The sequence below is a fragment of the Fervidicoccaceae archaeon genome (genome assembly GCA_038878695.1).
Classification (GTDB): domain Archaea; phylum Thermoproteota; class Thermoprotei_A; order Sulfolobales; family Fervidicoccaceae; genus JAVZVD01.
Genome location: JAVZVD010000001.1, coordinates 214,214 through 228,983, shown reverse-complemented (window position 1 = coordinate 228,983; position 14,770 = coordinate 214,214). Strand labels below are relative to the sequence as shown.

Sequence of the window (14,770 nt, the reverse complement as noted above, 5' to 3'; positions counted from 1 at the left end):
TTAGTTGAGAAGGTCACGAGAAGGTTGCTCAAAGGTTGGCGAGGTTCGATGAGAGGTGCTGTCGACGCACGTTATCGAGCTCACTAGGCGCGTGGTCATAGGATCGGGAGTCCTCGGCAGATTGACCGAGTATCTCCCGAGACATCTGAGGGTCCCCGGCTTCAAGGTCTTCATCGTGACGGGGCCGCACGTCTGGCAAGCCTACTCGGGGAGGCTCGTGGAGGCTCTAGACAACGCGAGATACTCCATCGAAGTGGCTCGAGTTGATAGCTCCGACGTGGAAGTGGCCGAGGTCGTGGCAGATGAGGTAAAGAGAGCGGGGGCACACTTCGTTCTCGGCTTCGGGGGAGGTAAGAGTATAGACGTTGCGAAGTACTGCGCGAGTAAAATCGGCGTTCCCTTCGTGAGCGCGCCGACCGCGGCTAGCCACGACGGCATAGCCAGCGCCTTCGCTACACTGCGCGGAACGGAGAAGCCCGTGTCGATAAAGACCGTAGAGCCCACGGTCGTGGTGGCCGATATAGACGTCATAGCGTCAGCTCCGACTCGGCTGCTGATAGCGGGGGCCGGCGATGTGATAGCGAAGTTCACCGCTGTTTTAGATTGGAAGCTCGCCCATATGTTGCGCAACGAGTACTACGGCGAGTATTCCGCCAGCCTCGCTCTACTCTCCGCGAAACACATCGTGAAATATAGAGAAGTCGTCGCAAAGAACAAGATCGCCGGTTCTAGGATCGTCCTAGAGGCCCTCATTAGCAGTAGCGTGGCCATGGGCATCGCGGGTTCCACGCGGCCGGCCAGCGGCAGTGAGCACCTCTTCAGTCACGCTCTCGATATAGTAGCAGAGAGACCGGCCCTCCATGGAGAGCAGACGGGCATTGGGACGATCATGATGAGTAAGCTCCACAGGATGAACTGGAGGAAGATCCGGCGCGTACTGAGGGAAATTGGTGCCCCAACGACCGCCAAAGAGCTCGGAATGCCCGAGGAGAAGATCGTTGAGGCTCTCACTATAGCTCACACTATAAGGCCCGATAGATACACTATTTTGGGAACGGAGGGGCTGACTTGGGACGCGGCCGAGAAGCTGGCAATGGAGACTGGAGTGATAGGAGGAGAGGACTTCTGAGCGATATTTTCCCCCCCATCATAAGAAGAATAAGCGTGGAGCTTCGAACTATGCTTGCGTCGGCCTACTTGATGGGCCCGCGGGGATTCGAACCCCGGACCTCCGCCGCGTGAGGGCGGCGTCCTGACCAGCTAGACTACGGGCCCTTCTCCCGTTTTTCGTTGCTTTGGGGCATTAAAGCTTCTGCTAAAAGCTCGGAGGTCTCACGAGGTTCCTCGCTATCTCCCTCGCCTCACCGAGCCTCTGATGATGCGTCTCGAGCCACTTGGTTAATAACTCGCCTCCCATGAGCTTACATTCGCCACAGAGCAGCCTACCGCTCTTACAGTCCTCATAGATTTTAACAAGTTCCTCATCACTCTCAACTAGGTGGTACACGTACATCTCGAAGACTGTGCAGTTATCGGGATCTCCACCAAATTTTCTCTGCTCCTCGACCGTCGCTCTACCCCCGGTCAGAGCTCTCATGAATTTAGACAATGAGACTTCTATCGGATCCGTCAAGAAGATCGCGCTGTCGGGCCTGCTACTACTCATTTTACCACCATCGAGTCCCGTCATGAATCTATGATAGGTGGAGGCGGGTCTCGAGAGATTAAGCTCCCTGTGTAATCTATCGACGAGGTCCCTCGTTAGCCTTATGTGAGGATCTTGATCCGGTCCCACCGGCACGAAGACGTGGTCGTATCCCCCATATTCGGGAAGCATTGGGTGGAGAATGTCGGCCGCCTGCGTAAGCGACGCTATTACCTTGGCCGGCGTGATCTCACCGTATACGGCCTCCATCTCTGCTCTCGTTACTTTCTGACTGAGCATCTGAGCAAGCCTGTAATAAGCCGGGGGTTCCACGTTAGATTGGAAGTATATTCTGAGGTTAGAGTCCTTAAGGCCCAACGCTATGGCATTTGCTACATACTCGTCGTAGGCCAGCCTCAACGCCTCGCTCCTCGGGACGCGCCTGACGACGTAGGCTTCTATGTCGGCCAACACCATGATTATGTGTATTCCGAGGCTTTGATAGTAGATCATTTGATCTATTAGTATCTTGTGACCGAAGTGCATTTTTCCACTGGGCATAAAGCCTGTGAGGAGAGCCACGAGCTCGCCGCGCTTGAGAGCAGCCAGCGTAACATCGAAGTCCCTATGCCCGAAGACGACGCCGCGCCTCATTAATCTGTGAGGCGAGTAGAGTGAGTTCAGTAGTTCTCTGAAGGGTCTTATACCGAATAACTTGAAGAGCTTCTCATAATCTCTGAGGACGACCTCGCCCCATGGGTCGAGGATCCCCTCGTCTCTCCGAGCCACAATATCGCATCCCCTCACGGAGACGCCGCGATGGAGGTACCCCCCGAGTTTAATATTTCTATTCGCGAGAGCCTTCAGAGCCTTCGGGCGAGGTAGGAGCAGGTGGTCGCCACGTGATACTCGGCGATCGAGATCTACGCTATTACATAGAGAGCGGCAGGCTTGTGGTCTCGCCCTACTACGAGGAGATAGTGCGAGAGAACGGCCTCGACCTGAGGCTTGCTCCCGAGATCGCCAGATTGAGACGCAGCCCCGAGATCCTCGATGTGAGATCGGGGGGCTGCTTGGAGGACTTCTATGTGATCGAGAGAGGGGAGAGCTTCGTCGTCTGGCCGGGCGAACACGTCCTTCTCTCCACGATAGAGTACTTGAAGCTGCCCGACGACCTCATGGCGTTCGTGAACTTGAGGAGCACTTACGCGAGGCTAGGCCTCAAGATCCCACCAACTATAGTAGACGCGGGCTTTGAGGGTACTATAACCATCGAGGTGATGGGAGGATCCTTCCCCATCAGGCTTTACGCAGGTGAGAGATTCGTCCATTTGATATTCTCAAGGCTCACGACCCCCGTGCAAAGGCCTTATGCTGGGGTCTACCAGGGGCAGCGGGGGATCAAGCCCCCCAATATTATGAGAGAGTGCTCGAGGCTCTAACCATCTCCTCTTCTCTACTCACAAAATTTTACATGCTTATTAATGCCCCAACTTCTCTCATCACCATCGGCTAATGTAAAAAGAAGTTGGGGTCGAGCCTTGGAGAGCGAACTACTCTATGCTCTGCTTGAGCTGCCGCTCGGAATGGTCGTAGTATTCATTGGAGCCTACATTTTCGTCAACGCGATCGAGTATGTTGGTCACAGAATGAGGTGGGGTGCGTCGTTTGTTGGCGCGATACTGGCTCCGCTCTTCACATCTATCCCAGAAATGGTGTTGTTCCTAGTAGCGGTATTCGCATACGGCGGCGCTGCCGGCGAGAAGATAGGCATAGGCACTCTATACGGGCAACCTTTCATGGCGTCTTCTCTAGCTTACGGCCTTGTCCTAATAGCTATGATATTGGGTTATAGAGTTGGAAAACGTAACGATATGGTCTTAGAAGTAGAGAGAACTCTAGCGATCCCCTACACCTTCATGGCCATATTATTCCCGCTCACATTATTGCCTGACGCTTTGAAGATACGAGCCGGATTACAACATGTATTGGGGGCGATCTTCCTAGGCTTCTACATCTACTACGTGACTCTAATGTATAGAAGGAGGAGGCTCGGAGTCGAAAGTGAGGAAAGTGAGGTTGAGGATCCCTACTTCTATAAATTCCTAAGGAGGCGAGGACACCCGCTCGGGCTAGCCCTCTTCCAGCTCCTCGTTGCAGTCTTGGTGCTCTACTACGGCTCCGAGATCCTCGTTGAGTCTATAGATGTAGTCTCAAAAGAGGTCGGAGTCAGCCCTCTCGGAGCCGCGGTGATTTTAGCCCCAGCCGCTACGGCGATCCCGGAGACTATGAGCGCTATGATATGGGCCTATCGTGGTAAAGATACGCTAGCCGTTGGTGCGGTGGTGGGTGAAAATATACTGTACGCTACATTCTATCCAGGTCTCGGCATGCTAGTCGTCCCCTGGCACCTCGACATACATGCATACTTGAGCGTGATGGCTACTCTCTCAATAGTGTTATTGATCCTCTATTACATCAGAAAGGGTTATATATCAACGAAAGTCATGGCTCTCGGCCTAGCTTGGTTCATCACATACGGCATCATAGTATTCGTGCTCCAAATCTGAAGCCATTAGACCCCTCTTTTTCAAATGGAAACCTATCCGCTGTCGTGCTTCAGAGTGAATGAAAGAGAGAACGAGCTCGAGTTAGCCAAACAAAATGTACATCGTGTTTTTGATATCTCGCTACCAAGAGCGTTGAAAGGGAGTTCCAGAGGAAGAGAAGGGGTTGGGGGCTCTTAATGAGAGCGCCCTTCCAAACGTTCCACTTGAAATAAGGGGGTTCCATTGATGTTTACATCGATGCTCTCGATCTTTTCCCCCGTAATTCGGAGGAGGCGTCTCGCGAGACCCCTCAATTTCAAGTGGAACAAGTACAGGTGCGTGTTGGAGGATAAGAGAAGCTTAGGGAGAAAGAAAATTGAGAGTCAAGGTAGCTTCGAAAGGTCGAGGGACTCTTAATGAGAGTCTACGAACGAGCAGTGTTTCCCGGGAGGTTCCAACCACCCCACCTCGGCCACCTCTACGCTCTCAGGTGGTCGCTCAATTTGGCCGAGGAGATCGTAGTAGTGGTGGGCAGTGCGGAGAAGAGTCACACGCTGACCAACCCAATGACGGCTGGTGAGAGGATCCTCGCTCTCAGAGAGTCCATTAAAGAGGAGGGACTACCATTGGAGAGATTCATCATAATCCCAGTACCGGACATACAATATAATAGCCTATGGGTGAGCTATCTCGAGACGCTGATCCCCAGGTTCCACTGCGCTATCTCCGGAAACCCTCTCGTCAAGAGACTGTTTTCCGAGAAAGGTTACCCCGTCCACGAGCCCCCTTTTTATATGAGAGAGCAGATGAGTGGGGTCCGTATAAGGAAGATGATGATCGAGGGCGGGAAGTGGGATGACCTCGTGCCGAGAGCCGTCGCTAGAATAATCAGGGAGGCGGGGATAATAGAGCGTATGAAGCAGCTACTGAGTACAGACGAGCCACCAACTTCTAAGATCTTCTGATGTTAGACGAGCCTTTCACCATCAATTTGAAGGGTCTCTCAGCCTCGCCCTCTACACGGATCTCGACTTCATCACCGAGCAGGATCCTCACAATCTCCACATTGGTCTGAGCGTGGAGAGTGTACCTGGCTCCTCTCACGACGCTCACCCCCTTCGCTAGTGCTAGGAGAGGTATGATCATGTCGCTCATGTATCTATCGAGGGCGGCTCCTGTGAGGAGATCCTCCAAAAGCTTCGTGGCGGCTTCTTCTCCGACCAGCTCCGCTCTCTTGCTCTTCTGGCCGAGCGAATCCGAGCCCAATAGGCTCTTCTCACACTCGGCCCAGAGAGTGATCCCACTACCGGGACCCAACGCTCCGCTCGGGGCGTGCTCGATTCGAATGTCGACATCCACTCCCCCCAATCTCGAGCGCAGATATTCTTCCGCGGAGAAGGCCTGCCTCCTGGCGACGTGCTCTGGCAGCAGCACGGCGTGGGATAAGCCTCTCACGGCAAAGACCCTCCCGCGCTCCTCAAGCGTAAGACCTCTCAACTCGCCGGGGGGCTCGCGCACGGCGTACCTGACGAGGCCGCCGCCGCGTGGATAGTGTCCTCTCTTGAGTAGTTCGACGTTGAGCTCTAAGCCCATGAAGCGCAGTAGGGGAACGACGATGAACCTCACATAATCTATCGTCGGGCTCCATGGCACATCGGTGCCCCCTCTCACGATGATTTCGACCGGCTCGGGGAGGAAGGGCAGCACCGGCATCACTGCTTGAAGCACTAAGGTGACGCTGCCTGCCGTGCCTATGTCGAGTTCGATCTTCCCTCCTCTTAGCCCCCCCGGCTCGAACTCGAGGACGGTGCTGCCGAGCTCGGCTCCTCGGACTCGCGCTCGGGAAAGCTCGGCTACGGCTCTGACTCCCATTAAGTGCTGTCTCTGGAGGCCGGGATTGCTTCTCTTGGCCCTAATGTTGTAGATTTTGATAGGTTTGCCCGAGACGGCAGAGAGGGCGAGGGCGGTTCTCAGTATCTGACCTCCCCCCTCGCCGATGCTACCATCTACGTGTATCATCCTTTCGACTCCTCTCGGCAGAACTGTTCCAGGATCCTCGAGATGAGTTGAGTGCTGCTGTTGGGCCACGTCGTTTCAAGTCTCTCGCTCACCCTAACGATCCTCACGTCCCTGAGACCCCGGGCTCTGAGCTCAGCCTCCAGCTCGGGCTCGCGCGGCCACTGGTCCGGGCCGAGGAGCACCACATCTGGTTTGAGCTCAACCACGCGCTTAAGGTAGTCCTCAGGATCGCCTAGATGAGCTCTCCTCACGGGCTTCAGGTTCTCAATAATGTAGAGCCTAGAGTCCTCGGGGACGATGGGATCCCTCCCTTTGAACTTTCTGACGCTCGAGTCCCTCGCCACTATGACGTGGACTTCGCCTATCTCGGACGCCTTACGGAGCAACCATACGTGGCCAGGGTGTAGGAGGTCGAACGTGCCCGCCACGACAACCCTCGGAACGGCTGCTCTCCTCCACTCGATCGAGATCCTGCCCAAACGCGCTAGTGCGTCGATCAGGCCCTCGGCGTACGAGACGGCTGCGAGGGCCGTCGCGAGATCCCCCAAGCCCCAATAATACTTCGCGTCCTCGAGGTATAGACGCGCTAACTCTACGACGGCCTTCTCCTCCGAGCTAAGTTGAGCTAGTTGAGTCTCGAGGAGCTTGAGCGCTCTCTCGACCGATGCTGCGTAAGTCGAGACCCGCTCTTCGAGTCCAAACTGAGCGCCGCCTCCGAGCTCACTCATCTCGCGAGACTACCTCCAGGCACTCACTCTCAACCGGGTGGAGCTGGCCAAGAATAATAATGGAGTAGGGCGGATCTCTCCACTCCCTACTTAACGCGCTCTCGATCGTCACATAGTATATTCTCTCCCGAGGCAGACCCAGCCTCTGCAACACGACGATCTTCTCCGAGGGGCTCAACGCGGACCCTCCGAGCCTCCTCTGCGCCTCGAGGAGAAGGCGCAGAGCTTGGCTCGGATCCATGGGACCGAGCTCCTCGTCCAAGTCGAGAAAGAGGAACGTGTGGCGCCCCCTCTCCCTATTCATCTGTACAAGCAGGTAGGCACTCTCGCTGAGGATCCCCCACTTCGGATAAACGACGGTCGCGCAGCCCCCGAGCTTGTAGATCGATAAGCAAGCTGCCGAGAAAGCGTAGTGGAGCGCGCTCGTGCCAGGCACGTAGATCGCCTTCACGCCGCGCTTCGCAGCCTCTAACCTGAGTGCAGTGTGTGTGGTGGCTACGAATGGGTCCCCGGGAGAGACCACCGCGAGGGCCCCCCTCTCAATGGCCTCCTTAATTACTTCCTCGCTATTCTCCTCGAGCAGCTTTCTCGAGACTGGGACCACTTCGGCGAACGGCGCGATTCGCTTAATCAGAGCTGTTAGGTCCCAATCCACGAAGCTCGTGTACGTCTCGACGAGAATGAGGTCTACCGATGATAACGCGCTTAGAGCCTCGAGAGTCACGTGAGAAGGCGCCAGGCCTGCGCCAATGAAGTATATGACCGGCTTTCTCAAGCCGAGGGCACCACGCCTTCGAGGAGAAGCTCGCGGGCCCGCCGGGATTCGAACCCGGGACCAACGGGTTAAAAGCCCGCTGCTCTACCTGGCTGAGCTACGGGCCCTTGAATTTCTCCTCTCTCCGCAGCGGTGTTAAAGCCTTTGCCCGGTCTAAGTCTCAACCGCCCGCCCTGAGGAACCAGCCGCTGTCGACGAGGGGAACGAGGCGCCCCCTCTCGATTCTTCCCCACCCAAGGGGGTCGCCTCTCTCTGAGAGCACCAAGTAGAGATTAAGATCGTTGGCGCCTCTTAACTCATATAGAGGTCGCCCGACCACCTTTGAGCGCGTGAACACTCCCTCGCCAGGGCCCAGGACCACGGCGATCCCCCTTCGCGGCTCAAGCCTTCTCCGGGAGATCATTCTCGCTAGAACATATGCTAAATGAATCGACGGTTCAAAGAGCTCACCTCTCATTGATCCGAGCAATATACCCGCGTGCGTGAGTCCGACTAGCGGCTCGCAACTTCGCTCTATTCTCTCGATGAGTTGCGAGAGGCTGTCGGTTACACAGAACAAATCGGTGGCATCCCCCCTCTTAACACAGAGCAATTCGTTGCAGTCCAGCGCCTCGGATAAACTCCGCACTCCCAGAGCCTCCTCCAAGAGCCTTAAAGCCTCTCCTCCGACTTCGCAGCTCCTCCTCACGATCTCTTTCTCAGGAGGCAAAGAAAGAACCCCTCCGTTGAGTGTATGTGAGGGTAAAGCCTAGAGCATCTCCGTAGCTCGTCTCGCAGTCTCGCTCTTCCGTATTCGGTCACCCCGGCTTCACCGACGCCGTTCAGCCTACTGTCTAGAACCTCGAGGTCCTCTCTTCGCTCGAGAACGTGATGGATCACTAGCTCGTTCTCTTCTATGCCTATGCTACAAGTCGCGTAGAGCACGTGACCTCCATCGCGAGCTAGCTCAACGGCCTTTTCTAACATTCTGACCTGTAACGATGACATCTTAGCCAGGTCCAACAAGGTCCTCACGTACCTCCTCTCCTCTTTGACTGGGAGCAGGCCCTCGCCGCTGCACGGAGCATCTAGGAGCACTTTATCGAATAGACCATCTAGTCCCCTCAGTTTCAACATATTTTCAAGTAGTACGACCACGTTCGTCGCCCTCATTCTCTGCACGTTGGAAATCAGAGCGCGGATCCTAGCTCTGCTCTTATCGACGCTCAGAATCGCTCCGGTGTTCTCCATGAGCTGCGCCAAGTGTGTGGTCTTTCCTCCGGGAGCGGCAGCCAAGTCCGCGACCAGAGAGTTTCTCCTCGGGTCTAGGACGTACGAAGCAGCCATACTGCCGGGTCCCTGTATGTAATAGAGGCCGTAGATGTGTTCCTCGAGGCGACCAATGACGTCGACCCCCGAGAGCACGCGATAGCCATGAGGAAGCCAACGTATCTTTTCGAGCGTCACGCCGCGCCTTTCGAGCCTCTCCTTGAGTTCAGCGCAATCGTCGATGGCCAGCGTATTGCACCTTATGGTTTTGGGAATTCCTCTCTCGACGCTTTCCAGGAACTCGGCCACTTCGGTCGAAGATCCTAAGAGACGGAGATACCGCTCCACCATGTAGGGAGGATAACCGCGCTCACTAGCCATGCGCAGTGCCTCGGTCGATATTTCGAGCTCGAATACTTGGGAGCAAGTCTCGCAGGAGCAGCGCGCGTCCATCAAACAGGAAGCCAGCCCTCTAGCTCCTTGCTGCCGCCCTCAGGCACTCTCAAGATCGCAACGATTTATAGGCGCTTGCTCCGCTGGGAATGGCAAGCTCGGTAGCTTCGGAGGAGGTCACTTTTGCCGCTCGGCCATAGAGAATTCGTTTTGGTCGAGTACACGGCTAGGATAAAGGAGACGGGCGAGCTCGTCGAGACCACGGACCCGGAGGAGGCTAAGCGGAGTGGCAAATATGAAGAGGACAGAGAATACGGCCCGGTTCTCGTCGTAATCGGCGAGGGCAGAATGGTTCGAGGTTTCGAGGAAGAGCTCACGAACATGAACGAGGGCGAAGAGAAGACCTTTACGGTTCCACCGGAGAAGGCCTTCGGCCTCAGAGATCCCAACAAAATCAGAGTGATACCGCTGAGGGAGTTCAAAAGATCCAACGTCGAGGTCGCGCCGGGCAAGGTGGTGAGTATCGGTGGAGTCCCGGCGGTGATACGTGACATCAGTGGCGGAAGGGTCACGGTGGACTTCAACCACCCGCTCGCAGGCAAGAGCATAGAGTATAGAACGAAGATCGTGAAGAGGTTGCTCGATGACGAGGAAAAGATCAAGTACCTCCTGAAGAGGAGGTTCAGGCCGAAGAACCTCGAGGGGTTCGCGCTAAAACTCGATAAGGAATCGGGGGTCGTGGAAGTAACTATTCCGAGAGAGGAGCAAGGAAGCCCGGATATCCAGCTCGCGAAAAGGGCTCTCGCCCGCGATGTGTTCAAGTACTTCGAGTGGGCCAAGAAGATAGTCTATGTGGAGATCCTAGAGAAAGAGCAGGAGCCCTCGAACTCGAGAGGCGCGGCTAGCGGGGCCTAAGCGGAGACTTAGCCTCTTCAGCCCCTGTTCTCAGAGCTCTCCCACGATCTTCTCTCATTTAGAGCCCTCTTCAACTCCTCGTCGGAGAGCCCCCTCAGCTCCTCAATCAACATATCGCGTGCCTCGCGATTTGCAACGAAATATTGGAGCGCGTAGCTACAGAGAGGCTCGACCGAGAGCCCCCTCTCGCGGGCGAAGGAGAGAGCCTCCTCGAGGAGGATCCTCGCCAGACCCCTCCCTCGCATTCTGGGCGGCACATAGGTTCTCAGGATCCTCAACTTCTTCGCGACCTCATCGACCTCGTACTCAAGGAAAGGCTTCTCTCCGGTCCCGGTTAGCGCCACGAAGAGCCTCTGGCTACGAATTATCCGCGGGCGGGCGCTCTCCGAATTCCATGTAGGCAAACGCGAGCTCCTCCTACGTAGAAGAGGACATCGAGAGTTCGAGGCATTTAAATCTGCTTGCGTCGGCCTACTTGATGGGCCCGCGGGGATTCGAACCCCGGACCGCCCGGTCTCTCAAAGCGAAGAGGTGAAGGCCCTATGAGCCGGGCGCTCTGCCAGGCTGAGCTACGGGCCCACCCGGTCGGAGCGCAGAGCGACCACCTCGAGGCGGCGCCGCTCTCAATCTATCACGTGCTCGGGCCGAGCCTATTAATCGTTTCCTTCATAGAGCGCAGCGCGCGCTCGAGCTTCTCTCTGCTGTCTAGCTCCACCAAGAGGGTCTTCGTGTCATCGACTAATCTGCGGGCTAAATCGATCTTATGCCTCAGGCCAGGCACCACGGCCTCGGGATAATCTAACGTTGATACGTTGGAGAATATGATCTCCATGAGATCGAGAGCACTCCACGCTTCAGAGAGGCGACCGGCTCTCACGTGCTCGAGTGAGAGTCTACGGAGCTCGCCAATGACGTCGCAGAGGCCCAGCAGAAATGAAGCGGGCGGCACGCTTAGCTCTAACTCGCTCGGCAGCTTGCCGAGTACCACGAGGTCGTGGAGAATCCTGGCCTCGGCGTATTCGGCTAGAGCACTTACGATCGGGCCTCCATAGAGCAGAGCCGGGCGCTCCGAGACGAGTGATGCGAGGGCGCTCTTCGCCTCTTCCAGCTTCCGTAGAAGCTCGACAAGGCCGGCGAGCTCGCCGGATATCACGCACGTGACGACCTTCCCCGAAAGCTTCACGAGATCTCTGGACAGCCTCACCGCAGAATCTCTCGCTCTCTCCAGTCCGTCGAGCTGCTCCCTAATCCTGGTGAGAATGACCTCAAGCTCTCCCTCTACATCTCCCATAGCGCTCTTCAATGTACCGAGCGCACCTAACTCGCGAAGGAGAAAGCCATCTTAGGGCATATAATTCCTTTTCGTGGTTAGGTAATAGATGCCTGTAACGAACAGTAAGTGGGCCGGTAGTCGCTCCATAGAAACACTTTCGGCATAGAGTCGGGACGGTGACTACATTGTGAGGACCTCGAGCCCCGAGACCTTCAAACAGCTCAGTCCCTCGGAGTTCTTCTATAGGAACAAAGAAATAGCGGGCTTCACGAGCCCGGCGCGAGCACTTTATCAGACCGTGAGGGAGCTCTTAGAAAATGCGCTCGATGCCACCGAGGCGCACGGCATACACCCTGAAATAATCGTGAGCATTTTGAGGGAGGATCCGAGCAACCTCAATCACATCACGGTTGAGGTGGAAGACAACGGGATAGGCTTGCCGCCTCAGGTAATCCCCGATGCATTCGGGAGAGTCCTCTATTCATCTAAGTACAAGTACAAGCAGAGCCGCGGCATGTACGGGCTCGGAGCCAAGATGGCCATATTATATGGTCAACTGACCACCGGGAAGCCCTTTGAGGTCTACAGCAGCACGCCGCGCTCCAAAAACATATACTACTTCAAGCTCTTGATAGACGTCAAGAAGAACGAGCCCATAGTGCTAGAGCGCGGAGTGTGGGAGAAGCGGTCGAACTGGCACGGGACCATAGCTAGGTTGACAATAGAGGGCGAGTGGAATAGAAGAACGCGCGAGCAGGTGTTAGTCTACGTCAAGAGGACGGCTATAGTAACGCCCTACGCCGACATAACGTTGTTGATGCCAGCCCTAGACTCAGAGGAGCGAGGAGTCAATGACGTCGAAGTTCACAGATTCCCGAGGGTCACCGAGCTCATGCCCAAGCCCCCCAGAGAGAGTAAGCCTCATCCAATGGGCGTAGACCTCGAAATGCTAAAGCTCATGTTGGCGGAGACGCGCTCGAGAACGCTGACGAGCTTCTTGACGCGCGAATTCCAGCGCATTGGCGAGAAGAAAGCAGGCGAGATCCTGAGAAGCGCGGGGCTCGAGCCCGATAGAGACCCGAAGAGCCTCACGCGCGACGAACTGAAGAATCTATACAAGGCTCTCAGGGCAGAGAGCTACATATCGCCAACGAGCGACTCGCTCTCGCCCATAGGTCCCGAGATAATCGAAGTCGGACTCCGAAGCGCGTTCGAGCCCGAGTTCGTAGCGGTAATCACGAGAAAGCCGAAGTCGTACGGAGGTCACCCCTTCGTAGTCGAGGGCGGCATAGCGTACGGCGGCAAGCTCCTGGAAAGGTTAGATAAAGTAGCACTCGAGAGCCTTAGAGGTCAACGGGGCCCCCTCGTAGTGTTGCTAAGATACGCCAACAAGATACCGCTCCTTCACGATGAGAGAGCAGATGTAGCCTGGACCGTGGTTGACCCCGAGAAGTTCCCTTGGAGAGCAACATACAAGCTCAACGAGAACGACGTTGTTGTCGTGTTGATCCACATAGCCTCAACCAAGGTGCCGTACAAGGGAGTCGGGAAGGAGAGCATCGCGCAGGTAGAGCCGATAGAGCAGGAGGTTAGAGTGCTCGTGCAAGAGCTGGCGAGGAGATTACGCGACTTCTTAAGCTCTAAGAGGAGAGAGTCTGAGGCGATGGAGAGGCTGGCCACCTTTCTAAAGTACATCCCGGAGGTCAGCCGCTCGCTAGCGCTCATAGCAAGCGACGGTTCGCGGGAGAACGGTGAGAGGCTCGCTAAGGCGCTCGAGGAGAAGTTGAAGAGTCTTGCCTACGAAATCGTTGGCCTCAAGAAGAAAGATGATGTGATGCGAGGCGAGAGGGCTTGACCTCGTATCCCGACTTCCAAGACAGCGCAGACCTCTCGGCTCGCAGAGAATCGATCACGATCCTTAGGGAGACCTTTACGAAGCTCGTTGCCATGATCGAGCGAGGCGACGAGCCTCGGCTCGTGTTACCGAAGAGAACCCTAGACAACACGGTCTACGACAAGAGGAGGAAGCTCCTGCTCTTGGGAGACAAGAAGATCACGCGAAGGCTCCTAGACGAGGGCGAGACGCGAAGATTCATGCAGACCGTTTTGATCGCCAGCATAATCTACGAGGCGTTGATCAACAACGAATACCCCACGATAAGGGACCTATTCTATCGAGGGAAGCACACGATCCCACCTGTGCTCGCCAACGACGAGCCCGTCAATACGTGGGACGAACAGAAAGAGAGCGACACAGTTCTATGCGACATAGAAGTCCTTACTGGGAAGCTCCGCGAAGAGATGCTCATTCTCAGCAAGGAGAAGGGCAAGGTCGTTGGCAACATGCGCTTGAGGAGCGGAGGCGACGTAATCGATCTAAGCAAAATGGGCCACGGCGCCTACGCTATAGAGCCCACGCCCGACCTCATAGAATTCTTAGACTACGATGCCGAGTACGTCCTCGTGGTGGAAAAAGACGCGGTGTTCCAACAGCTCCATAGGATAGGCTATTGGCGCAAACATAAATGCCTCCTTCTCACGAGCGCCGGACAGCCCGATAGAGCCACGAGGAGGTTCGTCAGAAGGCTCAACGAGGAGCTCAAGCTCCCGGTCTACGTGCTGACAGATTCGGACCCTTACGGTTTCTACATATACAGTGTCTTCAAGATAGGTTCCATAACGCTCAGCTACGAGAGCGAAAGACTCGCGACGCCTTCGGCAAGGTTCTTAGGAGTCATGATGAGCGACGTCTTTGGCGACGACCCTCCCCTCGAAGAGGTAAGCTCGGAAGAGACGGAAGACGCGGACAAGGTCGGCATTAAGCGCGAGCTGAAGGAGCGCTACGTTGAGGCATTGAGAAAATTCGGCTACAAGTGGAGACTCGCGAAGAAGCCCTATCTAAGCTCCGAAGAGAGGAAGAGGTTCATCATTAAAGCGACGCATAGAGACGTCGCTAGAGCCATCGAGCTCGTGGGCTACGACGTCGCGAAGGCGCTGCTGGGGAAAGAGCCTAAGATCAGGTCGGGGAAAGGTGGCGAGAAAGTCAAGAGATCGCCGGGTTATCCGTGGTTCAAGGACCCGAAGTGGATCAAAGAGATCGGGATCTTCTTGCTGACCCGTTCCAAGTTGGAGATAGAAGCGGTGGTCAGCAAAGGGCTCAAATTCCTGACAGAGGAATACTTACCGAGGAAAATCGAAACTAAAGATTGGCTGGAGTAAAAAGGA

General features: G+C 55.7%; 15 protein-coding genes and 3 tRNA genes. 7 read left to right on the top strand and 11 right to left on the bottom strand.

Annotated elements, in window-relative coordinates; translation table 11 throughout:
* Positions 1–55 precede the first annotated feature (55 nt).
* Positions 56–1,129, top strand: coding sequence for an NAD(P)-dependent glycerol-1-phosphate dehydrogenase (locus QXU97_01335; GenBank protein MEM4035248.1), 1,074 nt, complete (start codon positions 56–58; stop codon positions 1,127–1,129).
* Positions 1,130–1,201: 72 nt separating this feature from the next.
* Here the strand turns inward: QXU97_01335 and QXU97_01330 are convergent.
* Both QXU97_01330 and QXU97_01325 read right to left on the bottom strand, forming a co-directional pair.
* Positions 1,202–1,275: transfer RNA gene (locus tag QXU97_01330), tRNA-Val, on the bottom strand.
* Between the two features lie 40 nt (positions 1,276–1,315).
* Positions 1,316–2,452 carry a tryptophan--tRNA ligase gene (locus QXU97_01325; GenBank protein ID MEM4035247.1) on the bottom strand — a complete coding sequence of 379 codons (1,137 nt, stop codon included), beginning with the start codon at positions 2,450–2,452 and terminating at the stop codon, positions 1,316–1,318.
* Positions 2,453–2,547: 95 nt separating this feature from the next.
* Between QXU97_01325 and dcd the strand changes: the two genes are divergently transcribed.
* The 3 genes from dcd (at position 2,548) to QXU97_01310 (ending at position 5,159) form a co-directional block, all read left to right on the top strand.
* Positions 2,548–3,087: a dCTP deaminase gene (dcd, locus tag QXU97_01320; protein ID MEM4035246.1), complete on the top strand. Its 540-nt coding sequence runs from the start codon at positions 2,548–2,550 to the stop codon at positions 3,085–3,087.
* Positions 3,088–3,186: 99 nt separating this feature from the next.
* A complete protein-coding gene (locus tag QXU97_01315; GenBank protein ID MEM4035245.1) occupies positions 3,187–4,215 on the top strand; it encodes a hypothetical protein in 1,029 nt (342 codons plus the stop codon).
* 395 nt (positions 4,216–4,610) lie between these two features.
* Complete coding sequence (locus tag QXU97_01310) at positions 4,611–5,159, top strand: nicotinamide-nucleotide adenylyltransferase (protein ID MEM4035244.1); 549 nt, start codon at positions 4,611–4,613, stop codon at positions 5,157–5,159.
* On the opposite strand, the gene rtcA is transcribed toward QXU97_01310, so the two are convergent.
* The 6 genes from rtcA to QXU97_01280 all read right to left on the bottom strand — a co-directional run bounded on the left by rtcA (position 5,146) and on the right by QXU97_01280 (position 9,345).
* Entirely contained in the window at positions 5,146–6,282 is a 1,137-nt protein-coding gene (gene rtcA / locus QXU97_01305; GenBank protein MEM4035243.1) for an RNA 3'-terminal phosphate cyclase, read from the bottom strand. The two genes, QXU97_01310 and rtcA, sit on opposite strands and share 14 nt — an antisense overlap.
* The gene (locus QXU97_01300) at positions 6,210–6,941 is read right to left on the bottom strand and encodes a DUF357 domain-containing protein (GenBank protein MEM4035242.1); all 732 of its coding nucleotides are present in this window, start codon (positions 6,939–6,941) and stop codon (positions 6,210–6,212) included. Before QXU97_01300 ends, rtcA begins: the two co-directional genes overlap by 73 nt.
* Positions 6,934–7,716, bottom strand: coding sequence for a diphthine synthase (gene dph5, locus QXU97_01295; protein ID MEM4035241.1), 783 nt, complete (start codon positions 7,714–7,716; stop codon positions 6,934–6,936). Before dph5 ends, QXU97_01300 begins: the two co-directional genes overlap by 8 nt.
* Before the next feature lie 33 nt (positions 7,717–7,749).
* A tRNA-Lys gene (locus QXU97_01290) sits at positions 7,750–7,823 on the bottom strand.
* Positions 7,824–7,876: 53 nt separating this feature from the next.
* The gene (locus tag QXU97_01285) at positions 7,877–8,425 is read right to left on the bottom strand and encodes a hypothetical protein (GenBank protein ID MEM4035240.1); all 549 of its coding nucleotides are present in this window, start codon (positions 8,423–8,425) and stop codon (positions 7,877–7,879) included.
* Positions 8,401–9,345 (bottom strand): RsmB/NOP family class I SAM-dependent RNA methyltransferase, encoded by a 945-nt coding sequence (locus tag QXU97_01280; GenBank protein MEM4035239.1) that lies wholly within the window; start codon positions 9,343–9,345, stop codon positions 8,401–8,403. The genes QXU97_01285 and QXU97_01280 overlap by 25 nt, the downstream gene beginning before the upstream one ends.
* A 195-nt stretch (positions 9,346–9,540) precedes the next feature.
* Here QXU97_01280 and QXU97_01275 point away from each other — a divergent pair, with 195 nt between their 5' ends.
* The gene (locus QXU97_01275; protein ID MEM4035238.1) at positions 9,541–10,272 is read left to right on the top strand and encodes an FKBP-type peptidyl-prolyl cis-trans isomerase; all 732 of its coding nucleotides are present in this window, start codon (positions 9,541–9,543) and stop codon (positions 10,270–10,272) included.
* 17 nt (positions 10,273–10,289) lie between these two features.
* Here QXU97_01275 and QXU97_01270 read toward each other — a convergent pair whose 3' ends face one another.
* From QXU97_01270 to QXU97_01260, 3 genes are all read right to left on the bottom strand, one after another.
* On the bottom strand, positions 10,290–10,616 hold the full coding sequence (locus QXU97_01270) for a GNAT family N-acetyltransferase (protein ID MEM4035237.1): 327 nt from the start codon (positions 10,614–10,616) through the stop codon (positions 10,290–10,292).
* A 135-nt stretch (positions 10,617–10,751) separates the two neighbouring features.
* Positions 10,752–10,851: transfer RNA gene (locus tag QXU97_01265), tRNA-Ile, on the bottom strand.
* 52 nt (positions 10,852–10,903) lie between these two features.
* Positions 10,904–11,575, bottom strand: coding sequence for a hypothetical protein (locus QXU97_01260; GenBank protein ID MEM4035236.1), 672 nt, complete (start codon positions 11,573–11,575; stop codon positions 10,904–10,906).
* Positions 11,576–11,732: 157 nt separating this feature from the next.
* On the opposite strand from QXU97_01260, the gene QXU97_01255 reads away from it, so the two are divergent.
* The gene (locus tag QXU97_01255) at positions 11,733–13,400 is read left to right on the top strand and encodes a DNA topoisomerase VI subunit B (protein ID MEM4035235.1); all 1,668 of its coding nucleotides are present in this window, start codon (positions 11,733–11,735) and stop codon (positions 13,398–13,400) included.
* The gene (locus QXU97_01250; protein ID MEM4035234.1) at positions 13,397–14,764 is read left to right on the top strand and encodes a DNA topoisomerase IV subunit A; all 1,368 of its coding nucleotides are present in this window, start codon (positions 13,397–13,399) and stop codon (positions 14,762–14,764) included. Before QXU97_01255 ends, QXU97_01250 begins: the two co-directional genes overlap by 4 nt.
* Positions 14,765–14,770: the final 6 nt, after the last annotated feature.

Coding starts and splice junctions, on each gene's coding strand:
- QXU97_01310 (MEM4035244.1), top strand. CDS start 4,611: ATGAGAGTCTACGAACGAGCAGTGTTTCCCGGGAGGTTCCAACCACCC.
- QXU97_01300 (MEM4035242.1), bottom strand. CDS start 6,941: ATGAGTGAGCTCGGAGGCGGCGCTCAGTTTGGACTCGAAGAGCGGGTC.
- QXU97_01280 (MEM4035239.1), bottom strand. CDS start 9,345: ATGGCTAGTGAGCGCGGTTATCCTCCCTACATGGTGGAGCGGTATCTC.